The sequence below is a fragment of the Neobittarella massiliensis (ex Bilen et al. 2018) genome (assembly GCF_900289145.1).
GTDB classification, from domain to species: domain Bacteria; phylum Bacillota; class Clostridia; order Oscillospirales; family Ruminococcaceae; genus Neobittarella; species Neobittarella massiliensis.
Genome location: NZ_OKQO01000008.1, coordinates 20201 through 45893, shown reverse-complemented (window position 1 = coordinate 45893; position 25693 = coordinate 20201). Strand labels below are relative to the sequence as shown.

The 25693-nt window shown below is 64.0% G+C and carries 22 protein-coding genes; 11 read left to right on the top strand and 11 right to left on the bottom strand.

Annotation, left to right across the window (positions count from 1 at the left end):
- Positions 1-85: 85 nt before the first annotated feature.
- On the bottom strand, positions 86-256 hold the full coding sequence (locus C6Y32_RS15430) for a hypothetical protein (protein WP_164998262.1): 171 nt from the start codon (positions 254-256) through the stop codon (positions 86-88).
- A 363-nt stretch (positions 257-619) separates the two neighbouring features.
- Between C6Y32_RS15430 and cysK the strand changes: the two genes are divergently transcribed.
- Entirely contained in the window at positions 620-1573 is a 954-nt protein-coding gene (cysK, locus tag C6Y32_RS11940; RefSeq protein ID WP_105205496.1) for a cysteine synthase A, read from the top strand.
- Positions 1566-2474, top strand: a complete 909-nt coding sequence (locus tag C6Y32_RS11935) for a serine acetyltransferase domain-containing protein (protein ID WP_105205495.1) — start codon at positions 1566-1568, stop codon at positions 2472-2474. The genes cysK and C6Y32_RS11935 overlap by 8 nt, the downstream gene beginning before the upstream one ends.
- A 112-nt stretch (positions 2475-2586) precedes the next feature.
- On the opposite strand, the gene C6Y32_RS11930 is transcribed toward C6Y32_RS11935, so the two are convergent.
- The 4 genes from C6Y32_RS11930 to C6Y32_RS11915 all read right to left on the bottom strand — a co-directional run bounded on the left by C6Y32_RS11930 (position 2587) and on the right by C6Y32_RS11915 (position 5759).
- A complete protein-coding gene (locus C6Y32_RS11930; protein WP_105205494.1) occupies positions 2587-3219 on the bottom strand; it encodes an anti-sigma factor family protein in 633 nt (210 codons plus the stop codon).
- Positions 3200-3694 carry an RNA polymerase sigma factor gene (locus C6Y32_RS11925; RefSeq protein WP_105205493.1) on the bottom strand — a complete coding sequence of 165 codons (495 nt, stop codon included), beginning with the start codon at positions 3692-3694 and terminating at the stop codon, positions 3200-3202. The genes C6Y32_RS11930 and C6Y32_RS11925 overlap by 20 nt, the downstream gene beginning before the upstream one ends.
- A gap of 114 nt (positions 3695-3808) precedes the next feature.
- Entirely contained in the window at positions 3809-5056 is a 1248-nt protein-coding gene (locus C6Y32_RS11920) for an MFS transporter (RefSeq protein ID WP_105205492.1), read from the bottom strand.
- A gap of 34 nt (positions 5057-5090) precedes the next feature.
- A complete protein-coding gene (locus tag C6Y32_RS11915; RefSeq protein ID WP_105205491.1) occupies positions 5091-5759 on the bottom strand; it encodes a cysteine hydrolase family protein in 669 nt (222 codons plus the stop codon).
- A 228-nt stretch (positions 5760-5987) separates the two neighbouring features.
- On the opposite strand from C6Y32_RS11915, the gene C6Y32_RS11910 reads away from it, so the two are divergent.
- The 3 genes from C6Y32_RS11910 to C6Y32_RS11895 all read left to right on the top strand — a co-directional run bounded on the left by C6Y32_RS11910 (position 5988) and on the right by C6Y32_RS11895 (position 10443).
- On the top strand, positions 5988-6173 hold the full coding sequence (locus C6Y32_RS11910; protein ID WP_105205490.1) for a hypothetical protein: 186 nt from the start codon (positions 5988-5990) through the stop codon (positions 6171-6173).
- A gap of 460 nt (positions 6174-6633) precedes the next feature.
- Positions 6634-8919, top strand: a complete 2286-nt coding sequence (locus C6Y32_RS11900; RefSeq protein WP_164998261.1) for a bifunctional diguanylate cyclase/phosphodiesterase — start codon at positions 6634-6636, stop codon at positions 8917-8919.
- Positions 8920-9051: 132 nt separating this feature from the next.
- Entirely contained in the window at positions 9052-10443 is a 1392-nt protein-coding gene (locus C6Y32_RS11895) for a replication-associated recombination protein A (protein ID WP_105205487.1), read from the top strand.
- Positions 10444-11070: 627 nt separating this feature from the next.
- Here the strand turns inward: C6Y32_RS11895 and C6Y32_RS11885 are convergent.
- A complete protein-coding gene (locus C6Y32_RS11885) occupies positions 11071-11274 on the bottom strand; it encodes a hypothetical protein (protein ID WP_105205485.1) in 204 nt (67 codons plus the stop codon).
- Between the two features lie 644 nt (positions 11275-11918).
- Here C6Y32_RS11885 and C6Y32_RS11880 point away from each other — a divergent pair.
- Complete coding sequence (locus C6Y32_RS11880) at positions 11919-13253, top strand: MATE family efflux transporter (RefSeq protein ID WP_105205484.1); 1335 nt, start codon at positions 11919-11921, stop codon at positions 13251-13253.
- A gap of 80 nt (positions 13254-13333) precedes the next feature.
- Here C6Y32_RS11880 and C6Y32_RS11875 read toward each other — a convergent pair whose 3' ends face one another.
- Complete coding sequence (locus C6Y32_RS11875) at positions 13334-14146, bottom strand: amidohydrolase family protein (RefSeq protein WP_105205483.1); 813 nt, start codon at positions 14144-14146, stop codon at positions 13334-13336.
- 158 nt (positions 14147-14304) lie between these two features.
- Between C6Y32_RS11875 and C6Y32_RS11870 the strand changes: the two genes are divergently transcribed.
- The gene (locus C6Y32_RS11870; protein WP_105205482.1) at positions 14305-15081 is read left to right on the top strand and encodes a GNAT family N-acetyltransferase; all 777 of its coding nucleotides are present in this window, start codon (positions 14305-14307) and stop codon (positions 15079-15081) included.
- A 133-nt stretch (positions 15082-15214) separates the two neighbouring features.
- Positions 15215-16045 carry an NAD(+) diphosphatase gene (gene nudC, locus C6Y32_RS11865; protein WP_164998260.1) on the top strand — a complete coding sequence of 277 codons (831 nt, stop codon included), beginning with the start codon at positions 15215-15217 and terminating at the stop codon, positions 16043-16045.
- Between the two features lie 244 nt (positions 16046-16289).
- Here nudC and hydF read toward each other — a convergent pair whose 3' ends face one another.
- From hydF to C6Y32_RS11850, 3 genes are all read right to left on the bottom strand, one after another.
- Positions 16290-17486: a [FeFe] hydrogenase H-cluster maturation GTPase HydF gene (gene hydF / locus C6Y32_RS11860; protein ID WP_105205480.1), complete on the bottom strand. Its 1197-nt coding sequence runs from the start codon at positions 17484-17486 to the stop codon at positions 16290-16292.
- A 242-nt stretch (positions 17487-17728) separates the two neighbouring features.
- Positions 17729-18613 (bottom strand): GDSL-type esterase/lipase family protein, encoded by an 885-nt coding sequence (locus C6Y32_RS11855; RefSeq protein ID WP_105205479.1) that lies wholly within the window; start codon positions 18611-18613, stop codon positions 17729-17731.
- Between the two features lie 15 nt (positions 18614-18628).
- Entirely contained in the window at positions 18629-19981 is a 1353-nt protein-coding gene (locus tag C6Y32_RS11850; protein ID WP_105205478.1) for an MBOAT family O-acyltransferase, read from the bottom strand.
- A 581-nt stretch (positions 19982-20562) separates the two neighbouring features.
- On the opposite strand from C6Y32_RS11850, the gene C6Y32_RS11845 reads away from it, so the two are divergent.
- The 3 genes from C6Y32_RS11845 to C6Y32_RS11835 are packed head-to-tail and all read left to right on the top strand — an operon-like array spanning position 20563 to position 22257.
- A complete protein-coding gene (locus C6Y32_RS11845; protein WP_105205477.1) occupies positions 20563-20793 on the top strand; it encodes an AbrB/MazE/SpoVT family DNA-binding domain-containing protein in 231 nt (76 codons plus the stop codon).
- A 1-nt stretch (position 20794) separates the two neighbouring features.
- Positions 20795-21529 (top strand): ABC transporter ATP-binding protein, encoded by a 735-nt coding sequence (locus C6Y32_RS11840; RefSeq protein ID WP_105205476.1) that lies wholly within the window; start codon positions 20795-20797, stop codon positions 21527-21529.
- Entirely contained in the window at positions 21526-22257 is a 732-nt protein-coding gene (locus C6Y32_RS11835; RefSeq protein ID WP_243562726.1) for an ABC transporter permease, read from the top strand. Before C6Y32_RS11840 ends, C6Y32_RS11835 begins: the two co-directional genes overlap by 4 nt.
- A 183-nt stretch (positions 22258-22440) precedes the next feature.
- Here C6Y32_RS11835 and C6Y32_RS11830 read toward each other — a convergent pair whose 3' ends face one another.
- Positions 22441-25581, bottom strand: a complete 3141-nt coding sequence (locus C6Y32_RS11830) for an SEL1-like repeat protein (RefSeq protein WP_164998259.1) — start codon at positions 25579-25581, stop codon at positions 22441-22443.
- Between the last annotated feature and the right edge of the window lie 112 nt (positions 25582-25693).

Below are 25693 nucleotides of genomic sequence, written 5' to 3'. Positions count from 1 at the left end.
CAGTGTAGCACAGAAGGCCGGCGGCTGTCACCCCATCTGGCCGCCGGGGATGTCCGGCGCCTTCTGTGTGCAGCTGGCGCACAGTTTAAAGGCCGAGCCCGTCGGCAGCGGCCCCATCCTCCCCGGTGCGGTACCCGCCGGCAAGCTGCCGGTCGCCCCGCCGGGAACTGGTGGTCCGGTGGAGCGGCGTACTGCCGGGCTGGTACAACTGCTGCTGTTTTTTGCCCCGCGCCGCCCCGACTTTGGGCAAACCCACGAATATCCACCAAGTCGGTTGACATTTGGACGCACATCCAGCATACTCATACAAAACTAGTAGGAGAAGTGACGGCTATGCTGTATAGACAACATGCCCCTTACCACGGGCGTTACAACTGGGCCTGGCGATGTATGCTGACCGCGCACCACCGCGCGATCGGCCCGACGGGTCACGGCATTTGTGCGGCAGCCGGGGCGGCCCCCCGCTAGCACCGCATCGGGTGTCTATTTCTCGTCTTTTTGCCGCCGCGGCTGTTTTTTGTGCGCATACCTGCCCCCTATAGGGGCACACACTGTAAGCAGAAAACGATCAGCCGGGGCTATTTTTGTGCCCCGACATGCAGAAAGGCAGGAACCAACTGTGAAAAATATCTCTCAAAACATTCTCGAGACCATAGGCAACACCCCGCTGGTGGCGGTGGACCGCTTGGCCGCCGTCAAAGGCGCCGGTGCCCGCGTGCTGGTAAAGGTAGAGAGCCGCAACCCCGGCGGCTCGGTCAAGGACCGGGTGGCGCTGAACATGATCCGCACCTTTCAAAAAGAGGGACGGCTGCCGGCGGGCACCACGCTCATCGAGCCCACCAGCGGCAACACCGGTATCGGCCTGGCTATGGCCAGCGCCGCGCTGGGGCTGCGGCTCATCATCGTCATGCCCGACACCATGAGCATCGAGCGGCGCAAGCTCATCGCCTTTTACGGCGCCGAGCTGGTGCTGACCCCCGGCGCGCAAGGTATGAACGGCGCGATCGCCAAAGCAAAGGAGCTGCAGCGGCAGATACCGGGGTCGATCATCCCCCAGCAGTTTGAAAATCCGGCCAACCCCGCCGCCCACCTGCAGACCACCGGCGAGGAGATCTGGCGCGACACCGACGGCGAAGTGGACATTTTTGTGGCCGGAGTGGGTACCGGCGGCACCGTCAGCGGCGTTGGCCGCGCGCTGAAGGCCAAAAAGCCCGGCGTGCAGGTGGTGGCCGTTGAACCCAGCGACTCGCCGGTGCTCTCGGGCGGTAAGCCCGGCCCCCACAAGATCCAGGGCATCGGCGCCGGCTTTATCCCCGGCAACTACGACCGCAGCGCGGTGGACCGGGTGGTGCAGGTATCCGGCGACAGCGCCATGCAGGCCGCCCGTGACTTGGCCCGCAGCGAAGGGATACTGGCCGGTATCTCGAGCGGGGCGGCGCTGTATGCGGCGCTAGAGCTGGCTGCCGAGCCGCAGAACGCCGGCAAGACCATCGTGGCGCTGCTGCCGGATACCGGCGAGCGCTACCTCTCGACCCCGCTGTTTGATATAGAGGGGGTGGACCAGGATGACTGACCTGAGAGAAGCCGCACTGCAGGCCGCCGGCGCGCTGGATACCGGCTGCCGGCTGGGGGCCGGCGGTCAGGGCGTGCTCTGTGACGCCATGTCTGCCCTGCCGCAAAAGGCGGCGGTGGTCCAGATCGTCACCGGGCTGCGCCATCTGCTGTTCCCCTGCCTGTACCCCCGGCTGTCGGCGGTGTCGGACCGGCCCGAGAACACGCTGGCCGATCTGGCCGAAAAGCTATCGGCCCAGATCGCACTGGCGCTGGCGCAACAGGACGGCCGCCCGGCCGCTCAGCTACAGCCGCAGGCCGACGAGCGCACCGCCGCCTTTTTGGCCCAGCTGCCGCAGATCCGCGACACCATCCTCACCGATGTGCAGGCCACCTTTGACGGCGACCCCGCCGCCGAGAGCCAGGCCCAGATCCTCTTGTGCTACCCCGGGATATTCGCCATCTCCATCTACCGATTGGCCCACCAGCTTTACGCGCTGCAGGTGCCGCTGATCCCCCGCATCATGACCGAGTACGCCCACCAGAAGACCGGCATCGACATCCATGCCGGGGCGCAGATCGGACCCTACTTCTGCATCGATCACGGCACCGGCATCGTCATCGGCGAGACCTGCCAGATCGGCACCGGGGTAAAACTGTATCAGGGGGTGACGCTGGGGGCGCTCTCGACCCGCGGCGGGCAGAGCCTGCGGAGCAAAAAGCGCCACCCCACCGTGCAGGACGGGGTGACTATCTACTGCGGCTGCACGATATTGGGCGGCGACACGGTCATTGGCCAAAATGCGGTGATCGGCGGCAACGCCTTTATCACCCGCTCGATCCCCAGTGACGCCAAGGTGCGCATCCAGCCGCCCCAGCTGCACATCCAGAGCCCCAACGACAGCCAGGAGTGGCGCATCTAACGCGCCTTTTCCCTATCCGTGACATATACAAGCATGCACCCAAAAAGGCAGACGGTCTTTTCGCCGCCTGCCTTTTTTGCTGTATCACCGGCCTTTTTCCCCGGCTGCGGGGTCATTTTTTTCCTACGGCCTCCAGCGTCACCGCATAATCCACCACAGAACCGGCGGTATCTCCGTTTAGATAAACCGCCAGCACATAGCTTCCCTTATCCAGTTGCAGTGTCTGTTCCTCCTCCAGTTGGCTGCCGGAAACGGTATAGTAGGTCTTGTACCCGGTACCGGAGGTCAGCGCCACCCGTATTGCCCCGCTGCTGGCACCGGCCCTGATGCGCAGCCGGTAACGCCCCTTTTTGGGCAATCGGGGATGCATCCCCTCCAGCAGTCCGTCCATAGTCTGGTCATAGGTGCTGCTGCGCGATATCTGGCAGCTAAAGCTGGCCGCCTCGGCTTCGGCACGGCGGTAAAATACCCACATGGTGCACAAAAGCCCCACCAACACCACCAGCGCCGCCAGCACCGATACCCGCCGCCGGGTATGTCTCCTCGCCAGCTCTTTCAGCTGTCTTTGGGCATCCGCCTCCACCAGCTGCTCGGCCCGATCATCCCCCATCTCGGCCAGCTTGCGGGCGCATTGTGCGCAGCCGGCCAAATGGCTCTCTACCAGCGCTCGACTGCCGCCGCTGCAGGCGCCGTCGGCGTACAGCGGCAGCAAATCGGCCACCACTTCACAGCTCATTTGATCCATCTCTACTCATCCTCTCCGCTATCTTTTGGCGAGCCCGGTAAAAGGTGACCCGGGCCCAGTTGGGGCTCATTTCGAATATGCGGCCGATGTCCGCAAAGGACAGCTCACCGCAAACGCGCAGATAAAACACCTCCTGATAGGGCTGGGACAGCCGGTGCAGGATGCGGTACACCGCCACTGCACCGTCGCCGTCGCACAGCGACTGTTCCGGCCCCCGACCGGGGTCGGCCATCTCCGGCAGTTGGGCGGCGGTGCTCTCCTGCCGCCGCTGCTGTTCCCGGTAGCAGTTTTTGGCGATACCCCGCAGCCAGGTCGCCACCGTACAGTCGCCGCGAAAACTGCCCATGGCCTGCATCGCCCGACAAAAGGCCTCCTGGGTCAGGTCCTGTGCCTGATGCGGGTCGCGGCACAGCGCCATGCACCAGGCATATACCTGCCGGTAATACCGGGTGTACAGCTCTAAAAAATCCGGCACCTCTTCACCTCCTATACCTGTTGGTGCAAAAATAGATGGTTTCATTACAGCATTTTACAAAAAAATAGCCGGCGGCACACAAGCGGTACCGCCGGCGATAAACGAAATAAGAAATTAGCTCTCTTGCGCGCGGCCGCTCAGCACACGGGTATACACCGCGCCCGAGAACACCGCAAAGATGATACACACCCAAAACGACAGGTCATACCCGCCGCTGACGTCGAAAATGGCGTTGGTGAGGATGGGGGCGATGACCCCACCCACCGAGTTGAAGGCGTTGACGATGGCATACGACGCCTGGTAGCGACGCTGGCCAAAGGCAAAATGGGTGAGGATGGGGATGCCCACCGAGCCAAAAGCGCTGCCCAGCCCCACCCCCAGCATCAGCCCGCCGATGGCCGGGGCGAACCGCGGCAAAAACAGCGACCCCAGGCCGATAACGGTGGCGACACTGCAGATGATGGTGGTCTTTTTGGGGCCCAGACGGTCAAACATCTGCCCCACGATGAGCTTGCCCACTGCCAGCGCCCCCAGCGCCGCCGCCGACAGATTGGCGGCAAAGGTGGCCGAGTAGCCCGCGTCGGAGTAGTGGGGCGCCACGATCTGCACCATCGTATTGCCGCCCACCGCCATTACACAGGCGGCGATGCACACCCCCCAAAAGGCCGGGCGCTTAAAGGGGGCGCCCAGGGCCGGCTGCTCGGGCCGCGCCGGCTGACCGGCCTCGGTCTCGGCGCCCAGCGGGGAAAGCCCCATATCGCGCGGGTGCACCTTGATAACAAAAAAGGTGCAGGGCACCAGCAGCACCAGCATGATGACGCCCAGTATCTGGTAGGCGGCGCGCCAGCCCAGCTGCTCGATCCACAGCCCGGCCAGCGAGTTGAACAGCATGCCGCCCACGCCGCTGCCCATAAAGGCCAGCCCGATAGCCAGCCCTTTGCGCTCGTAAAACCAGTTGTTGATGATGATCGACAGCGGCAGTATCGTCAGCAGCGTGGAGCTCACCGCCACCACCACCGCCAGCGCGTAATACAGCGCCAGGTTTTGGGCAAAGGCGTAGCAGAAGTAGGCCGCGCCCACCACCACGCTGCTTATGCGCATGAGCGCCAGCAGCGAAAACTTTTCGAACAGCTTGCCGGCAAACAGCGACACCGCCACCATGCCCACCGACATGATAGTCTGGATCATGGCCGCCTGGGGACGGGTGTAGCCCATGTCCGCACAGATGGGCTTGATAAACACGCTGTTGCAGTTATAAGTGATGCCCATGGCCGCCGCCATCAGCACAAAGGCGGCGCCCACCACCACCCAGCCGTAAAACGGGCCCCGCCGCTTGGGGGCCGGGGCGATCTTTTTTTCCATCTCTTCTCTATCCTCCTCGGGGTCGCGCAGCCGATCAGCCGATGTGCCGCACCAGCGTGATGCCACCGGCCAGCAGCGAGGCGCAGGCGGCCGCGTTGGCAAAGTCGCGCCCGTGTACGCCGGGGATGTCGTAGGTGTCGACGCAGTCCAGCGGCACCACCACGGCAAGCTCCCGGTCGTTTTGGGTGCAGTAGGTCTTTACCGCCTGACAGAACTGGTACACGCAGATATCGGTGACACAGCCGCAGACGATGAGCTTTTTGATCTCGTAGGTGTCCAGCAGCTCTTTGATGTACCAGTTGTAAAAGCCGTTGGTGCTGGCTTTCTCCACGATCTGCACGCCCTCGATATCGCGCAGCTCGTCGATGATCTGCTCCTCACCGCTGCCCCGCACACAGTGGGGCGGAAAGCTGGCAAACTCCGGCGACTGGGGGCCGTGGCAGTCGGTGTACAGCACCGAGAGGATATTCTTCTCCCGGCAGCGGGTGGTGAGCGCCCGCACCGCGGGGATGATGGCCTCTACGTAGGGGCTGTACAGCGCGCCGCCTTTGGCAAAGCCGTTGTTCATATCGATGACCGCCAAAACCGTCTCCTGGGGGTCAAAGTCGTCGAGTGCCGCGCTGGGCAGCGCCGCCAGCTGCCCCTGGATGCGCTGGGCGGCGTCGGCAAAGCTGCCGGCAAGATCCATCTTCTGTATGTCCATGACCGGGTCCCCTCCTCAAAAAATCGTCGCAGGTGCGCACAATTTGTCTAACGTCCCCAGTATAGCGTATCTGCGCCCATAAATCCAGCGCCGGCGGCAATTTGTCACCGGCAAAAATCCGGTGCGGTCACAATATTTTCGCGCCGGCGGGCACACTAAAAACACCGGTAATTTTTATATCCACAGGCCGGGCTCCTGTCCCGGCCGCACACAGCGAGGAGGCACACCATGCAAAACTGTCACCGTCAGGGCGGCCAGAGCCGCCGCAGCAAAAAGTCGCCGCGGGCCGGCCAGTTGGGCCCGGATACGATCGCCAACTTTGACGACCACATCGTCACCGATCCCCAGGGCTCGTACACCGGCGTTCCCGCCGACCCCAACGAGCGCCCGGTCCAGGACGCCGACGATTTATAACCAGCGATATACCTAAAAATTTTACAGAAAATACGTGTCGTTTGGATATTTACAACAGGCTGCCGGCTGTACTATACTGGAGTTGCTAAAAGACCTGCGCACAGTGTTTTATACTGTTCATTTTACACTGTGGGTATTCTATTTTCCTATTTTCTGTTTTTATGCAAAAAGCCCCTACCGCACGGTGGGGGCTTTTTGTGTGTGCCGGGCGGCCGAGCCGGCGCTCGGTCTCTGCTCGCAACCGGCATACAGGGGCCGCGGGGCGAGCCGCCGTGTGCTGCTGCAAACGCCGCGGGCGGCACTGCGACTGGTCGCAGTGCCGGGGCGCTGTACACCGCACAAAAACAGTCGACTTTTGGCGGCACTGATGCTATACTGTTTTTAAACAGACTATATGCTGGTGTGCACAAAAGCACTCACTGCCCAAACAGTGCCGCTGGCCGTACAGGACGGTGCCTCTATGCAGCCCCGCACGAAAAGCGTTAAAAAAATATACTTCGACGTCGGTCTCACGGTGCTGATCGTCGTTCTTTTTGCTGCCTTTTTTTCGTTTCAGGTGCAAAAAGACTCCCGCGAGCGGGTGCTCACCACGCTGTCCGAGATCTCCAGCCAGAGCGTGGAAGTGATGCAAAAAGAGATCTCCCGCAACAAGACGCTGCTGATAAATCTGGCCGTGCTGCTGGGGCAGGAGGAGACGCTCGACCCGCCCACACTTTTGCAAAAACTCATCCCGGTGGATAAAGAGAACAACTTTAAGCGCATGGGCATCGTGCTGCCCGACCACACCTCCTATTCGACCGACCATAAAGATGTGGTGCTCGACGACGAGGGCTACGCCCGCTTTGCCAGCGCCATGGAGGGGCAGACCTCGGTCACCAACACCGTGCGCGACCTGGTCGACGGCGAGAGCGTCACCGTGTACAGCACACCGCTCACCTTTGCCGACGGCAGTCGCTGCGTGCTGTTTGGCACCTACTCTACTCAGTACTATAAAAATCTGCTGTCGGTCTCCTCTTTTAAGGGGGCCGGCTACTCCTACATCATCCGTCAAAACGGCGACTGCATCAGCGGCTCTACCAACCTTCTCAGCCAGCAGTTCAGCAACTTTTACAGCGCCACCGCCGCCTATTCCCGGCAAAACGAGGAGAAGGTACAGCGGCTGCAGGAGGCGGTGCAAAACGGCGAGCAGGGGGTGATGCTGTTTGACCGGGAGGACGGCACCCAGCGCTACCTGTACTACCAGCCGCTGGAGGTGGGCGACTGGTATCTGCTCAGCGTGGTCCCCTCCGAGGTGATCGACAAGTCGATAAACGGCACACTGGTGCCCACTTACCTGCTGCTTTTGGGCAGCGTGCTGCTGTTTTGCTACCTCATCTGGCGCATCGTCGCCATGTACCGCGGTTACCGCGACCGGGTGGAACAGCTGGTGATGGTCGACGAGGTCACCGGTCAGGGCTCGTTTGCCAAGTTTCGTCTCGACGCCGCGGCGCTGTTTGGCGGCAAAGACCGCACCCCCTATGCGCTGGTGTGCCTCAACGTGAAAAAGTTCCAGTATATAAACGACCTCTACGGCTACGACGAGGGCAACGCCGTGCTGCGCACCGTGGCCGAGTGCATCGGCGAAAACATTGCCGGGGGCGAGTATGCCGCCCGCATGCAGGCCGACCTATTTGTTTTGCTGCTGCACTGCCGCGATGTACAGCTGCTGCAAAACCGGGTGACCGAGCTGCTGCACAAGGTGCAGGCCCGGGCCGACAAGCGCGACGGCGATCTCATCTACCAGGTGCGGCTGCGGGCGGGCGTGTACCCCGTGCAGGACCGTACGCTCACCCTCGAGGGGATGATCGACCGGGCCAAGCTGGCCATGGACCACAGCCGCCAAAACGCCAGCCAGCCCTGCGGCCTGTACGACGGCGCACTGCGCCGGCAGCTGGTGCGGCAGCAGGAGCTCGCCAACCACTTTGACGGGGCGCTGGAGAGCGGCCAGCTGCAGCTGTACTTTCAGCCCAAATACGACCTGCAGGCCGGCAGTTTTCACGGGGCCGAGGCGCTGGTGCGCTGGCACTCGTCGCAAAATGGGTGGATCTCGCCCGGCGCGTTCATCCCCGTTTTAGAGCAAAACGGCGGCATCATCGACCTCGACCGCCGAGTGTTCGCCGCGGTGTGCCGGCAGATGCGCCGCTGGCTCGACGCCGGGCTGCAGCCCGGCCCCATCTCGGTCAACGCCTCGCAGCTGCACCTGTACCGGCTCGACTTTGTCGACCGCTATCTGGCGGTGATCGACCGCTATCACCTCCCCCACGACCTGATCCAGATCGAGCTGACCGAGACGGCCCTCTTTGAAAACCGCGACATTCTGGCCCAGAGCCTGGGCCGCTTTCGCCGCCACGGGGTGCAGATCCTCATGGACGACTTCGGCTCCGGCTTCTCGTCGGTGGGGTCGGTCTGTACCATGCCCATCGACGCGGTGAAGATCGATAAGAGCATGGTCGACCACCTGGTCGACGACGAAAAGACCCGGCTCATCCTCAAAAACAGCTTGGCCCTGTTTCGCTCGCTGGGGCTGGCAGTCGTTGTAGAGGGGGTCGAGCAAAAAGACCAGTACGACCTGCTGCACACCATGCAGGCCGACTACATCCAGGGCTACTACTGCGCCCGCCCCATGCCCATGGGCCAATACCAGGCCTGTCTACAAAAGGCGCAGGGCCTGCCGGTCACCGGGCAGGACGAGATCGCCGTGGTCTAATACCCAAAGGCGCGCTACCGGCGCCCGACCCTGCTGGGCCGGGCGCCTTTTTATTTGAGCGCAGCTGCTTGACGGGCGGCGCCGACAGCCCTACAATAAAAACAGATGTTTATTTTTTAAGGGGTGAATTTCATGTCTCAGCAGTCTCTGTTTGACGACCGCCAGCTGCACGACCCGCTGGCCAGCAAGCTGCGCCCGCGCGACCTCGACGAGTACCTGGGCCAAAGGCAGCTGCTGGGGCCGGGCAAGGTGCTGCGGCAGCTCATCGAGCGCGACCAGGTGTGCTCCATGATCTTCTGGGGCCCGCCGGGGGTGGGCAAGACCACGCTGGCGCGCATCATCGCCGCCCGCACCCAGGCCGAGTTCGTCGACTTCAGCGCCGTGACCAGCGGCATCAAAGAGATCCGCACCGTCATGCAGAGCGCCGAGCAGAGCCGCCGCATGGGCGAAAAGACCATCCTCTTCGTCGACGAGATACACCGCTTCAACAAGGCCCAGCAAGACGCTTTTTTGCCATTTGTAGAAAAGGGGAGCATCATCCTCATCGGCGCCACCACCGAAAACCCGTCGTTCGAGATAAACGCCGCGCTGCTGTCGCGGTGCAAAGTGTTCGTGCTCGAGCCGCTGACTGCCGAAGATCTATCCGGCCTGCTGCACCGGGCGCTGGCCGACGAGCGGGGCTTTGGCCGCCAGAAGATCGAGATCGGCGACGACTGCATCTCCGCCATCGCCCAGTTTGCAAACGGCGATGCGCGGGTGGCCCTCAACACATTGGAGATGGCGGTGCTCAACGGCCAGCGCACCCAGGATAAAACGGTCGTCACCCCGCAGAGCCTGGGCCAATGTATCGGCAAAAAGTCGCTGCTGTACGACAAAAACGGCGAGGAGCACTACAACCTCATCTCGGCCCTGCACAAGTCGATGCGCAACAGCGACGTACAGGCCGCGGTGTACTGGCTGGCCCGCATGCTGGAGGCCGGCGAGGACCCGCTGTACGTGGCCCGGCGGCTGGTGCGCTTTGCCAGCGAGGATGTGGGTATGGCCGACAGCCGCGCGCTGGAAGTCACGGTGGCCGCCTACCAGGCCTGCCACTTTATCGGCATGCCCGAGTGCAGCGTCCACCTGACCCATGCGGTGACCTATCTGTCGCTGGCACCCAAGTCAAACGCCCTGTATACGGCCTACGAGTCGGCCAAAAAAGACGCGCTGCAGCGGCTGGCGCAGCCGGTACCGCTGCAGATACGCAACGCCCCCACCGGCCTAATGAAAGACCTGGGCTACGGCGCCGGCTACCAGTACGCCCACGACAGCGCCGACAAGCTCACCGACATGCAGTGCCTGCCCGACGACCTGCAGGGGCGGCAGTACTACCGCCCCACCGACCAGGGCAGCGAAAAAAAGGTAGCACAGCGCATGGAGCAGATCGCCCAGTGGCACAGCGCCCACCAGCCGGCTGCCACGCGGGCCGAGCATGGGGCGGCCTCCGCCCCCGGTAGCACCCCCGAGAGCCCGCCCGAACAGTAGCCCGGCAGCACCGATCTGCCCCGCTGCCGCCCAGGAGATGCGTTTGTGCGCCACCGGCCCGGCGGTATCACCCGGACCTGTCTGGCGGGAGCCGCCGCTGTTTTCGCCCCCGTTTACAGCAGCATATCTGCTGTATGGTGTAAACGGCAGCGGCCAGACCTCCGTCAGCTTGGCCGCTGCCGCGCTCATTGCCGCTGTGCCACGTGCTGCCGCTGCCGTGGCGGTGCGATGATGGGCGGCCGGTATCGCGACGGCGCGCCGGTCCTCGCTATCCATCGGTGAGGTGCGTTTTCGGCAGCTGGTATCTTTACCCGCCTGCACCAATAAGACGGCCGGTCTAACGCTGTTTTGGGCAGCGCCTGTACACTGCCGGCAGGGCTTTTGCCCCGACAGCCGTCCGCCGGTATCGCCGCCAAACTCTGATTACTGGCGGCAGCTTTCCAGTGATCGGTGCGGCGTTCTGGGACCCAAATGACCCGCAAACGGCTCCGGCGGTGCCGGTGCCAAGCGCTGCTCGGGGCACAACAGGCAAAATCAAACAGAGGACCGCGCAGCCGATCGGCTGTGTAGTCCTCTGTTTTTCTCTCTGCCGGCACCGGGCCGGTGAGGTCTGGCGCCCGGGGCCCGCTATACCTCCTCGATATTCTGGGTGTAACGCCGGGCCAACAGGTGGCTGCCCAGCGCCACCAGCACCGCCAGTCCAAACACCATCCACTGCCAGATCGCGTCCTCGGTAAACAGGGCGGTGATGCCGTAAGCCAAGCCGCCCCAAAAGGCGCTGAACACCGCCGACACCAGCCAAAACCCCACCCGCGTGTGCCACACGGCCACGATGACCACCGTGATACCGATGGCGATGAGCAGGCAAAAAGCGGTGTGCAGCGCAGTGAACTACGACAGCGCCAAGGTGAGCACCAGCACGCTCACCAGCATATCCCACACCAAAATGTTGGTGTCGGAGCTGTGATAGACCTGTATCTTGTTCACCACGACCCCTCCTTTATCCTATAAATCTACACCTTTTGCTCTATTTTATCACAGGACCCGCCTTTTCGTCTACAGTGGGTACACCGGCGTTCCTCTTACAAAAAGGCCCGGCCACCGCTGCTCCTACCGTGCAGCTGCGCTCAAGACCCGGCCGCACACCAGCCACACATCAGCGCGCGGCCGCCAGCAGGCCGACCTATCGCGCATCGTCGGCGACTGTCAGCTTGCTGTCGCCGGGCATCTGCCGGTGCCGGGCCATACTCGCTGTCCCGCCCCAGGCTCGTTACACCCGTTTCACCGGCCCGACAGCCCCCACCAGGCACCAACAGAGAGCTTCACCTCGCCCCCAGCCGCGCAGCTCCTCCTTCGTCGGCTGCACGCCGCTCCCGCATGCAGTTAGCAATTGACAACTCCGCCGTAACCGCGTACAATGTGTACAGAAACACCTATAGAAACGGGAGATCTCTCGTAAAAAAGGGGAGACGCGTATGCACAGCGATATGACCACCGGCCCCGCGCGCAGGACCATCCTGCTGTTCTCGCTGCCCATTATGGGGGCCAGCTTGCTGCAGGTGCTCTACAATCTGGTCGACAGCATCATCGTGGGCAACTTCGTCAGCTCGTCAGCGCTGGGGGCAGTGGGGCTCACCGCCCCTATGGCCTGGCTGTTGGGCGCGGTGGGCACCGGTCTGGGCTCGGGCACCTGTATTGCTATCTCCCAGTATTTTGGCGCCCGCCGCCAGCGCGAGATGCGCGAAGTCATCACCGCCGCCTATCTGCTGGCCGCAGCCGCCGGTATCGCCGTTACGCTGCTCTGTGCGCTCACCGCCAAGCCGCTCATCTGGGGCTTTATGAAAACGCCGGCGGCCATGCGGCAAAACAGCTTGGGTTACTACCTGGTCTACTGCGGCGGGCTCATCTTTCAGCTGCTGTATAACGTCACCTACGGGGCGCTGCGGGCCTATGGCAACTCCAAAGGGGCGCTGCTGTTTTTGCTCATCTCGGCCGTGCTCAACGTCGCGCTCGACTGCCTGTTCGTCATCGCTCTGCACTGGGGGGTGGTGGGGGCGGCAGCGGCCACCGTCATCTCGCAGGCCGGTTCGGCTGTCGCCAGCATCCTCTACCTGCGCCGCCTGTTCCCCGACCTGCTGCCCGGCCGGCTTTTTTTGCGCAGCTGGCGGCGGCGGTCGTGGCAGCTCACCCGCCTGAGCGTGCCCATCATGTTTCAGGGCATGGTCAGCTCGATGGGCTTTATCGTGTTGCAGCGGCTGGTCAACTCCTTCGGTACCGCCAGCATCGAGGGCTTCTCGGCCCTGCAGCGCATCGAACAGCTGGCCCATATTCCCTCCGAGAGCTTTAGTGCCGCCATGGCCAGCTTTGTGGGGCAAAATATCGGTGCCGGTCAGGTCGATCGGGCCAAAAAGGGCTATCGCGTCACCGTGCAGATGGGCGTTTGCATCAGTGCGGTACTGGCGGTGCTCATCATCCTGCTCGACCGCAGACTGCTCTGCATGTTCGGCATCAGCGGCCAGGCTCTGCTGCGGGGCAAAGAACACCTCGATTTGCTCATGCTCTTTATCTGGGTCAGTACCATCTCCACCATCACCTGCGGCTTTTTGCAGGGCGCCGGCGACGTAAAGGTCCCCGCCGCATCGGGATTTATCAGCCTGGGCATCCGGCTGGCGCTCTCCTTTGCGCTGGCCGGCACCGCCGTGGGTTTTCGCTGCTATTACGTCAGCATGCCGCCGGCCTGGGTCATCGCCTGCCTGTTCGTGGTGTGGCGCTACCGTTCCGGCCGCTGGAAACGGTTTAAGATCACCTGACGGCCAACGGCAAAAAAGTGGGCGGCGCTCTCTATCGCGCCGCCCACTTTTTTCGCCCGCCCGGGTCCTGTGCCGCCGCTCTACAGCCCCAGTGCCCAGATGCGGTTGGCATTTTCAAAAAACACCTGTTCCTGCGCCCGCTCGGGAATGAGGTAGCGGATGAGATCGATGTAATCCGACAGGTTCACCAGCGGCCAGTCGGTGCCGAACATCAGCTGGCTGTAGTCGCCCACATACCCCGTCCAGGTGCGCAGCTGCTGCAGGTAGCCGCTGTACTGGTCGGCAAAATCGCCCAGCGAAAAGCGCCCCACCGCCCAGCCCGAGAGATCGGCCGCCACGTTGGGGTTTTTGGCCACCACCTCGGCCGCGTCGGTCAGCCAGGGGTTGCCAAAGTGGCACATCACAAACTGCACCTTGGGCCAGCGCACCGCCGCCTCGTCTAAAGTCAACGGGTGGGCGTACTTTAAAATAGCCGTCTCCATCGAGGTGTCGCCGGTGTGGATGGCCACCGGCTTTTGGTACTTCTGGGCCAACCTGTAAAACGGGTCGTACACCTTGTCGAACACATAGTAGTAGCTGTAGCCCGGGTACAACTTGATGCCTACACAGTTTTGGCGCTGCAGATGCGCCTCTACCAGGTCGGCGCAGTCGGGCAGGCGGCCGTCGGCAAAGCAGCTGCTGTCCAGGCCGATGCAGTAGTGCAAAAAGTCGGGGTAGCAGTGCTCCTGCAGCGACAGCCCGCCGTTGCCCATCACCACCCCGCCGACAATGCCCAGCTGCCGGTATACCTGCCACAGGTGTTCTTCCGAGTTCTCGTGTCCCGCGTCGCGGGCGATCTGGTCAAAATAGGGGCTGTTTTGATAGTCGTGCATGTGCGCGTCGATGATCTTCAATTCGCGCCACCTCCCTCGTCTTATCATTTATAACCCCTTCAGTTTACTGCAAAACCCGCCGCCTTACAAGTGCCCGTCGGCGCCACTTTATTCCCCACCGGTTTCGTGCTACAATAGGTGTATACGCCCGCCCACCAGCTTTTAGGGGAGGTATTTCTGTGACCCAACAGGAGCTGCTCAACACGGCTTTGTGCCAGTCGGCCACTGAACTGGGCTGCCGCCCGGAGGACCTTGTCAGCGGGCAAAACACGGTGGTGCGCTCCCGGCCCCATCCCCGGGCGCGGCGCTACCTGCAGCTGCCCTTTTACTGCCAGCTGGTCTCTTACGGCGGCGGCATCGTCGCCTCGGTCGACCCGGCGGTAGAGCAGCCGGTGCGCCAGTACATAAACAGCTGCCCGCCCGAGCACTGCTTCGAGACGCCGCAGCTGCACCGGCTCACCCAATTGCTGGCGCCCCGCGGCCAGCTGCCCTGTTTTATGGCCGCATACTTTTTGCCGCAGCTCTCGGCCTCAGCCCCGGCCGGGTGCCCCTACCCGGTGCGGCTGCTGACAGCCGCGCAGTTGGCGCCGCTGCACGGCGGCCGCTGGCCCAACGCGCTGTGCGACGCCAGGCGGGAGCTCGACGTGCTGGCCGTCGGCGCCTATGACGGCCCCCATCTCATCGGTCTTGCCGGCTGCTCGGCCGACTGCGACACGATGTGGCAGATCGGCATCGACGTGCAGCCCGGCTACCGGCGAAGAGGTGTCGCCGCCGCGCTGACCCACCTGCTGTCGCAGGAGATCCTGTCCCGCGGCAAGGTACCTTTTTACTGCGCCGCCTGGTCCAACATCCCCTCGGTAAAAAATGCGCTGCGGGCCGGTTTTGGCCCCGCCTGGGTCGAGCTCACCGCCCGCCCCACCGGCGACACGCTGGCCATGGCCCAGCCGCCGCTGTAAGCCGTCTGTCCGCGCCCCGCCGCGCGCTCAGGCCCGAGCCCTGCCTGCAGGCAGCGGTATTCTCTTTGCCGCCGATACCGTACCGGCCCCGCGCGGGCTTTTTAAAACTGTTACAGGAAAAGAGGCCTTCTTCATGCTCCAGGATATCTACCCCCACGTCTTCTGCAACGACTTTGTGCGCCGCGACCCCGTCCCCGGCGACATTGCGCTGTTTTTCCCCGCCCCCGACCAGGTGCTGCTCAAGTCCGGCGAAAACGGGCTCACCCTGCCCACCTTCGCCGACTTTTCCCCCGTCGCCGCGCAGGGGGCCGACCATCTGTTCGATATCGACGATCAGGGCGTCTACCTCCTCGCCAAGCCCGGTGTGTACAGCGGTTCGCTGAGCGCCTGCTCCACCCTGCAGTTTCGCACCCTGCAGCCGGGGCACCTGGCCTTTGCCGGCATCACCGCCGGCCAGCTGTACCGGTGGAAGCACAGCCACCGCTTTTGCGGCAGCTGTGGCAGCCCCATGCGCGGCGGCGATTGGGAGCGCTGTATGGTGTGCCCCAACTGCCACCAGGTAGAGTACCCCAAGATCTCCCCCGCCGTCATCACCGCCATCACCGACGGCGACCGTCTGCTGATGGTCAAAAACGACCGCAGCAGCTATCCAAACTGGGCGCTGGTGGCCGGATTTGTCGAGTTCGGCGAGACATTCGAACAGACCGTCGCCCGCGAGGCCAGAGAAGAGGTGGGCCTCTCCGTCAAAGACATCCGCTATATCGGCAGCCAGCCCTGGCCCTTCTCCGAGACCGAGATGGTCGGTTTCGTCGCCCACCTCGACGGGCCTGATGTGATCACCCTGCAGGAGGAGGAGCTCACCGACGCCCGCTGGTTTGCCCGCGCCGATATTCCCCCCAGCACCTCCGACATCTCTATCGGCAACCGGCTCATCGAGCTGTTTCGCGCCGGCGAGCTGGGCTAGCGCCGCCGGGCGCATCTCCCCGGCGGCGGCCACCGCTACCCGGTCGGGAGGGGGGCTTTCCCCCAACACGGTATTTTTTACCGCGAAAGGCGGCGGCATCCGGCGCACCTAAGCGGTGCTCTGCCCCCCACAGGACCGGCAGCGCCGCCCGCACCACCATAAAAAAGAGAGAGGACCGGCCCCGGCGGGCAACGGTCCTCTCTCTTTTTCGTCGGCGCCGTGCAGCCGGTGGGCCGCGCGCCGGTCAGTAGCAGATCTTATCCAAAATACCGGCCAGCGCCGCCAGCGCCACCCCGTAATTGGTGATGGGCACTTTTTGCTCTCTCGCCTGGCGGATGCGCTCCAGCACCAGCCGCCGATTGAACATACAGGCGCCGCAGTGCAGCACCAGATCGTAGCCGGTCAGGTCTTCGGGGAAGTCGCCCCCGCGCACAAAGTCTACCGCCAGCCCCTGGCCCGCCTTTTGCCGCAACATGCGGGGCAGCTTTTCGCGGCCGATATCCTCGGCCAGCGGGGCGTGGGCGCAGGCCTCGGCAATGAGTACCCGGCTCTTCTCCGTCAGCGCCTCAATGGCGGCCGCCCCCTCAACAAAGGTGTTTATATCCCCTTTGTAGCCGGCCATCAGCACCGAGAACGAGGTCAGCCGGCTCTCGGGCGGCTTTTTCTGGTACACCAGCGGAAACACCTGCGAGTCGGTGATGATCAGGTCCGGCGGGGCGGCCATCGCCGCCAGCGCCGCATCCAACAGGTCTGCGGTGGCGCTCACGATCACGCAGCCCCGGTCCAGCAGGTCGCGGGTCACCTGTACCTGGGGCAGTATCAGCCGCCCCTTGGGTGCCTGGATATCCTGGGGCATCACCAGCAGTACCCGGTCGCCGGGCTCCACCAGCTCACCGGTGATGCTGGGCTGCTCGTAGTCCTCGGGCAGCACGCGAATGATCTGCTGGCGCAGCTGCGAGATGCCCGCCCCGGTGCCGGCGCTCACCAGCACCGGCGACAGGCCCAGCTCTTTTTTGGCCCGGGCCGCCTCTTGGGCGGGGCCGCCCATGGCGATATCGGCCTTGTTGAGCACCGGGATCACCGGGATGCCGTGCCCCAGCAGCTTTTCCAGCCACGCCTTTTCCAGCGCCAGGTCCTGCCCGGGGGCAAATACCAGCAGCGCCACGTCGGTCTTTAAGGCGGCCTTCTCGGTCTCCTGTACCCGCAGCTGGCCCAGCTCTCCCTCATCGTCGAAACCGGCGGTATCGATGAGCACGCAGGGCCCCAGCCCGTGTATCTCCATCGATTTGTACACCGCGTCGGCGGTGGTGCCCGCCACCTCCGAGACGATAGCGTGCTGCTGCCCGGTTATGGCGTTGAGCAGTGAGGACTTGCCGGCGTTGCGGCGGCCAAAAATGCCGATGTGCAGCCGGTTGGCCCGGGGTGTATCCTGCAAACTCATGCTTATCCCTCATTTCTCGCGCGCTTTTTTCTGTATTTTGCCGCGTGTGGTCCGCCGCTCGGCAGCGGCCCTTATGTCTATTTAGTATACTCCACCGGCGGGCAGTTTGTACAGTGCCGTTTGTCGCCAAATTTCGGGCATTCTGTAAATTTTGTCAGCGCACAGGCGCCAAAAAAGGCGCCTGACCCGTCGGGGCCAGCGCCTCTTTTGATGTCGTTATTTCGGTGCCGTCAGTCACAGCGCTACACGCCGTTTTTACACAGCCACTGGGCCCACACCTGGTAGATGGCGGCAAATGGGTGGGTGCCGTCGCCGGTCAGCTCGGGCCGCAAATAGCCCTCACCGTCGCAAAACTCGGGGTTTACGTCTAAATAAAACACCTGCTGCCCGTCGGCCAGCGCGGCGATATGGACGTTCAGGTTCTCGATGTTGCCCGGGTGCAGCCACTGCACCCGCTGCACCTTTTCGCGGCTCACATGTAAGTTGCCGCACAAAAACACCTTGGCCGACGGCTGCAGCCGCCGCACCTCGCCCAGCAGCGCCTGATAGCGCTCCATCAGCCGGTCAAAGTCGTACCCCAGCTCGTTGATGCCCAGCATCAGGTACACCTTGCCGTATGTCCGCGCCGCCAGCAGGCTCAACAGGTCGGTGCGGCCGCCGGCGCTGTCCACGTAGCTCTGCTGCTCAAACACATTGAACACCGTCATGCCCGAGCCGCAAAAGTAGTCGGCCGCCCCCAGCCGCCCGTACTCCCAAAGCCCCTCGGTGCGCGAGTCGCCGATAAACAGCGCGTCGTCAAAATAGCTGGGCTCCACCTGGTGAAACGGGCTGGGTGCCGGCTGCAGCTGGGTGCTGTCGCTGCCGGTGCCGCCCTCCTGCTGGGCCGGGCCCTGGCTGTCGGCGCCGCCCGGCGGTGGGGCCTTGGGGCCGCCGTTTTCGCCTGCCTTTCCCACCTGCAACAAGGTGGGGTCTTGCAGCAGCAAAAACGGCACCGCCACCGGCAATTTATCCTGCAGCTGGCCGGTGGCGCGGCAGACGGTCCTCTGCAGCACCAGCCCGGCCAGGTTCACCGCCACCGCCGAGATGAGCAGGTAGCACAGCAGTGCTCGGGGGGATGATCGCCTCATCGATAGACCTCTTTTCTAAAAGCTAAAATACATAAACGGGTCGTTGAGCCCCGCCGACAGGCAGTAACAGCAGGCCCAAAACACCACCAGCAAAAAGCCGGTGGCCAGCGGCGTGTGCCGCACCCGCCGCCACAGCCGGGCCGGGCCCGGCATACACAGGATGAGCCCGAGCACCAGCAGCAGGCCGTACTGGCCGCCGTAGCGCACAAAGTCGCCGCCGGCCAGCGCCGCCGCCGAAAAACCGCCCCACAGCCGCTGCGCGTATACCCCCAGCTGGCCCAGATCAGGAATGGCAAACAGCATCCAGCTCAGCGGGATACACAGCGCCATATACAGGTGGCCCCACACCCGGCTGTGCTGCAGCCGCTCGTAGAGCCAGAGCTTTTCGGCCGCCAGCAGCAAAAACAAAAACAGTCCCCACAGCAAAAAGTTCACCGTCGAGCCGTGCCACATGCCGGTGAGCACCCACACCGCCAGCAGGTTGCATATCTGCCGCGGCCGCCCCCGGCGGCTGCCCCCCAGCGGGATGTACACGTAGTCGCGAAACCAGCTGCTCAGGGTGATGTGCCAGCGCCGCCAAAAATCGGTCATCGACTTGGCCGCGTAGGGGTGCGCAAAGTTTTGGGGCAGCGACAGGCCCAGCATCTGCCCCAGCCCCACCGCCATGGTCGAGTAGCCGTGGAAGTCAAAATACAGCTGCAGCGAAAAGGCCACCAGCCCCATCCAGGCCAGCGGGCCGGATATGCTCTGGTACCCAATGGCCCCCAACTGACGCCACAGCCCGCCGATGCGGTCGGCCAGCAGCACCTTCATGCCCAGTCCCAAAATAAAGGTGCGCAGCCCGGTGTCCAGCTGACGCAGGTCCAGGCGCCGCCGCCCCAGCTGGGGGGCGATCTGCCCGTACGGCGTCAGCGGGCCGGATATCAGCTTGGGAAACATGCACTGAGCGGTAAAAAAGCGGCCCAGCGAGCGCTCGGCATCCACCTTGCCCCGGTACACGTCGAACAGATACCCCACCATCGAGAAGGTGTAAAAGCTCATGCCCAGCGGCAACCACACCGCCGTGCCGGTAAAGATACCGGCGTATTTAAAGCCCAGCAGGCAGCCCACCGGCACCGCCACGGCCATCCACAACAGCTGGCGGCGGTAGCGGGTGGCGGCCCCCAACAGGCGGCCGCCAAACCAGCACAGCCAACACAGCCCCAAAAACAGTGCTATGGCCCAGGGCCGCTGCCGCACCCCCAGCGCGTAAAATATCAAGCTGGCTGCCAGCAGCAGCCCGTCCTGGTACCGTCTGGGCAGCAGGTAGATGCCCGCCAGCACCACCGGCAAAAATAGAAATAAAAATGCAAGATCGCTAAAGGCCATATCGCCGTCCTCTTTTTCCTGTGCTGTTTACTCGGTTTTATTTTCTGTGTGCGGTCGGGCGGCGGCTGTCACCGGCCGGCCCTGTCTATTTAGACGGCTGGCCCCCCACAAAGGTCACGCCCGCCGGCAAAATTTTTTTGCGTGTACCAAGGTCGGCCAGTACCACCCCCGCCCCCGCCATTTTCGGCCCGCAGCACCGGCCCAAACCCTGCCCAAGCCCAGCCTAAACCTGGCCCAAACCTGGCCCACACCCGGCTCCAACTCGACCAGATCCAGTCCAAACGGAGTCCAGTTCCGGCCCCACACCCACCCCAGATCAAGCCCCAGCCCGGCTCTCCATGCTGGCCCCAGACTGACCCGGTACCGGCAGTATACCACCACCTGACCGCACAGTGCGGCACATTATGGCCCCGGTAACACGTTTCCCCGCCGGTGCCGTCTTTACTCTCCCATCGGCGGCGCCCGGTCACAAACCTGCCCCCACCGCTTGACATCCGCCGCCACTGTCGTATAATTAGTTATACAAGTTATACTTTTCTTACTTTGTATGACCTATTTTATTGTGCAGAGGAGGTATCTACATGGGTATCCAGGTCCCCAAAGGCAAATTCATCTCCACCGTCAAGGTGGGCGAAAAGGGGCAGATCGTCATCCCCAAAGGCGCCCGCGAGCTGTTTGACATAAAGCCCGGCGACACGCTGCTCCTGCTGGCCGACGTAGAGCAGGGCATCGCCATCGTCCGCAACGAGGACTATCTCAATTTTGCCGGCGCCATCTTCGAGGCCCAGCAGTCCCCACCCGAGGAGGCGTGATATGGAGGCTATAAAGACCGCCGCGCTCACCAAGCGCTACCGGCAGGCGCTGGCCGTAGACCGGCTGTCGCTCACCGTTTTTCCCGGCGAGCTGTTCTCGCTGCTGGGGGTCAACGGCGCCGGCAAGACCACCACCATCAAAATGCTCTGCGGGCTCACCGCACCCACCGGCGGCAATGCCTGGCTGCTGGGCGACAGCATCGTCGAGCACCCTCAGCGCGCCAAACAAAAGCTGGGCCTCTCCCCGCAGGAGACCGCTGTGGCCCCCAACCTGACGGTGGCCGAGAACCTGCAGATGATGGCCCGTATCTACGGCGCCGACAGCGCGCAGGCCGCCGCGCGCACCGGCGACATCCTCTGCCGCCTGTCGCTGCAGCCGGTGCAAAAAAGCCGCGCCAAAACGCTCTCGGGCGGCATGCAGCGGCGGCTGAGCATCGGTATGGCGCTCATCTCCGGCCCGCAGATCCTCTTTTTAGACGAGCCCACCCTGGGCCTCGACGTGCTGGCCCGCCGCCGGCTGTGGGCGCTCATCCAGTCGCTCAAGGGCAGCGTCACGGTGGTGCTCACCACCCACTACATGGAGGAGGCGCAAACTCTCTCCGACCGCATCGGCATCATGGCCGGCGGCCGTCTCACGGCGGTGGGCACCCCCGACCAGCTGATGGCCCAGACCGGTACCACCCGCTTTGAGGACGCCTTTGTGGCCCTGGCCGCACCTGAGGAGGTGGCGATTTGAACGCCTTTGCCGCGCGCAACACCAAAGAGATGCTCCGCGATCCGCTAAATCTGGCCTTTGGCCTGGGCTTTCCGCTAGTGGTGCTGTTTTTGCTCTCGGCCATTCAGGCCAACGTGCCGGTAGAGCTGTTTGCCATCGAGCAGCTGGCGCCGGGCATCGCGGTGTTTGGCCTGTCGTTCGTGGCTCTGTTTTCCGGCACGCTCATCGCCAAAGACCGCAGCAGTTCCTTCCTGGTGCGGCTGCTGGCCTCGCCGCTTTCGGCTTCCTCTTTTATCGGCGGCTACACGCTGCCGCTGGTGCCCATGGCCCTGGTACAGTGTGCCGTCTGCCTGGCGGCGTCGGTGCCGCTGGGGCTGTCTCTCAGCCCGCGGCTGCTCATATTGCTGCTGCTCATGCTGCCCTGCTGCCTGCTGTTCATCGGCATCGGCCTGCTGTGCGGCAGCTTGCTGACCGACAAACAGGTGGGCGGGGTGTGCGGCGCGCTGCTCACCAACCTCTCGGCTTGGCTCAGCGGCACCTGGTTCGATCTGGACCTGGTGGGCGGCTGGTTTAAGAGCGCGGCCTATCTGCTGCCGTTCGCCCACGCCGTCGACATGGGCCGCGCCGCGCTGCGGGGCGATTACGCCGCCATCTGGCCCCACCTGGCGGTGGTGCTCTGCTGGGCGGTGGCGGTGCTGGCTGCCGCCATCTTCGCCTTTCACCACAAGCGCCGCAGCGACCGGCTGTAGCGCCCCGGCCAGTGTGGGGCCACCCCCGCATCCCCAGCGCCACCGCCCCGACCGCCTTGGCGCCGCCCCCGCCCGGCGCTATCCCCCCCGTACACATAAATGCAAAAGAAGAGACCGCCGCCGCGGTCTCTTCTTTCTATCTCTGTCCTACTGCCGCGGCACTGCCTGTGCGCGCCGACAGTCCTATGAGCGCCGAAACAGGTCGGCCAACTTTTGCAGGGCCGATCCGCCCAGCTCCTTTAGCTCCTTTTGAGCCTGTTTGCTGCCCTGATCGGCCGCCTGCTGTAGCCAGTAGCGGGCTTTTTTGCGGCTGTCGCGCTCCGGCTTGTGATCCCGGTGCCACCGGCCCAGCCACAGCATGGCGCTGGCGCTGCCGCGCTGGGCCGCCTCGGTACACAGCTGGGCGGCGCGGCCCATATCCGCCGCCACGCCGATGCCCCGCTCATAGCACTGGGCCAGGTCCACCATAGCCGTCAGGTAGCCCTGCTGGGCCGCCTGCTGGTAATAGTCCACCGCCCGCGCGCCGTCGGTTTCCACGCCCCAGCCCTTGCGGTAGCAGTCGCCCAGCAGGTCCATGGCCCGGGGATAGCCCTGGGCGGCCGACCGCTCCAGCCAAGGCACCGCGCGCTCGGGCGACCGCTCACAGCCAATACCCACCAGGTAGCAGTAGCCCAAATTGCACTGGGCCGCCGCACGACCCAGCTCGGCAGCGCGGGTGTAGTATGCCACCGCCCGGGCCGCGTCCTCCTCTACGCCGTCGCCGTTTTCACAGCACAGCCCCAGCAGGTCCAGCGCCCGCGGGTGGTTCCTCTCGGCCGCCCGCTCCAAATAGGTCACCGCTTTTTCGGGTGCCGGCTTGCAACCGATCCCCCTCAAATAGCAGTAGCCCAGGTTGCACAGTGCATCCAGGTTGCCGAGCTCGCTGGCTCGGGCGTACAGCTCCACCGCCCGCCGCTTGTCCATCTCTACCCCGGTGCCGTTTTCATAGCACAACCCCAGATCGCACACCGCCACCGCGTAGTCCAGGTCGGCGGCCTGCCGGTAGTAGTCGACCCCCCGCTGCTGGTCTACCGCCACCCCTTCGCCGTACAGGTAGCAGTCCCCCAGCAGGTCCATGGCCCGGGGGTGGCCCCGCTCTACCGCCCGCTCCAGCCATGGGATCGCCCGCTGCGGCTCCTTTTGGCAGCCGATACCGTTTAAGTAGCAAAAGGCCAGGTTACACTGGGCCCCGGCGTTGCCCATCTCGCCGGCGCGGGCATACAGCTCCACCGCCTTCTCTTTGTCCATCTCTACCCCGGTGCCGTTTTCGTAGCACAGCCCCAGGTCACACACCGCCGCCGCGTAGCCCAGGTCGGCGGCCTGCCGGTAGTAGTCGGCCCCCCGCACCTCGTCGCGCTCCACGCCGGTGCCGTACAGGTAGCAATCCCCCAACAGGTACAGCGCCCGCGGGTGCCCCTGCTCGGCCGCCCGCTCCAGCCACACCACCGCCTCCTGCGGCTGCTCCTGGCAGCCGATACCGCTCAGGTAGCAGTAGGCCAGGTTGCACTGGGCCAGCACGTTGCCCATCTCGGCTGCCCGCCGGTACAGCTGCAGCGCCTTATCCTTGTCGGGTTCCACCCCGGTGCCGTACTCGTAGCACAGCCCCAGGTCGCAGATGGCCACCGCGTAGTCCAGGTCGGCCGCCCGCCGGTAATAGTCGGCCGCCCGGCGCTCGTCTTTCTCCACCCCTTCACCGTGCAGGTAGCAGTCCCCCAGCAGGTCCAGCGCCCGCGGGTGCCCCTGCTCGGCGGCCTGCTCCAGTTCCGGCAGCGCCCGCGGGTAGTCCACCGCACAGCCGATGCCCTTTAAGTAGCAGTAGCCCAAATTGCACCGGGCGTCTAAGCTGCCCCGCTCGGCGGCGCGGGCGTACAGCTCCACCGCTCTGGCCTTGTCCATCTCTACCCCGGTGCCGTTTTCATAGCACAGCCCCAGGTCGCAGATGGCCGGGGCGTAGCCCAGCTCGGCGGCCTGCCGGTAGTAATCGGCCCCCCGCTCCCGGTCTCTCTCTACCCCGTCGCCGTAAAAATAGCAGTCGCCCAAAAGGCCCATGGCCCGCGGATGCCCCTGCTCTATGGCCTTTTTCAGCCAGGGCAGCGCCTGTTTGGGGTCCCGCTGGCAGCCAATGCCCCGCAGGTAGCAGCACCCCAGGTTACACTGGGCGGTACTGTTGCCCAGCTCGGCCGAGCGCAGGTAGTAGCGCACCGCCTGTTCCCGGTCCTGCTCCACCCCGTTGCCCACCTCATAGCAGAGCCCCAGGTCGCAGAGCGCCGGCGCGTAGTCCTGCTCTGCCGCCTGCTCCAGCAGGGCGATCGTCCTTTTCAAGTCCACCTCTACGCCGGTCCCGTCCCGGTAGCAACAGGCCAGCAGCGACAGTGCCCGCGGGTAGTTCTGGTCGGCGGCCAGCTCCAGCCAGTACACCGCCTGCTCGCCGTCTACCGCACAGCCGATGCCCTCCATATAGCAAAAGCCCAGGTTGCACTGGGCCGATACAAAGCCCCGCTCCGCCGCCTGCCGATAGTAGTGCACCGCTCTCACGGGGTCTTTTTCCACCCCGTCGCCGTTTTCGCAGCACAGCCCCAGGTCGCAGATGGCCGGCAGGTATCCCTGCTCCGCCGCCCGCGCAAAAAGCGCCACCGCCTGCTGGGGGTCGCGCTCGGCGCCGCTGCCGCGCAGGTAACAGCTCCCCAGCAGGTCCAGCGCCCGCGGGTAGTCCTGTTCGGCTGCGGCCCTAAACCAGTACACGGCCTGCTGGGCGTCTTCCGGGCAGCCGATGCCGCACAGATAGCAGTAGCCCAGGTTACACTGGGCCGGGGCATAGTCCTGCTGGGCGGCGGTGCGGTACCACTCTACCGCCGCGCCCAGGTCGCGGTCGCACCCCTTGCCGTACTCGTAGCACAGGCCCACCTCGCACTGGGCCGAGCAGCTGTCCTGGTCGGCCGCCTGCCGAAACAGGTCCAGCGCCCGCTGCTCGTCTCGCTCCACGCCGTGGCCCTCCTGGTAGCAGCGCCCCAGCGCCTCTATGGCCCGCAGGTCGCCGTCCTCGGCCGCCCGCGAAAACCAGTAAAAGGCGCGCTCGTAATCGGTCTCTACGCCGTCGCCGCCGGCATAGCGCCGCCCCAGATCGTACTGGACCGCCGTATCCCCCAGCTCGGCCTGCTCCAAAAGCGCCGCAAAGGCCTCTTTCGACTGCTTTACTTCCCGCGCCGCCCGCACGATGTTCTGGGCGTCTACCAGCACGATATTCTGCTCGTCAAAGCGGCTCCCCTCGCCGTACATCTCTTCCATCGCGTCACGACCTCCTGTCTCTTCTCTATAATAAAGACTGTAGCAGCAGCGGGGCCAAAAAGTCAATCGCTTAAGCCAGAAAAAGCAAAAAACCCGTCGAAACACCGAACAT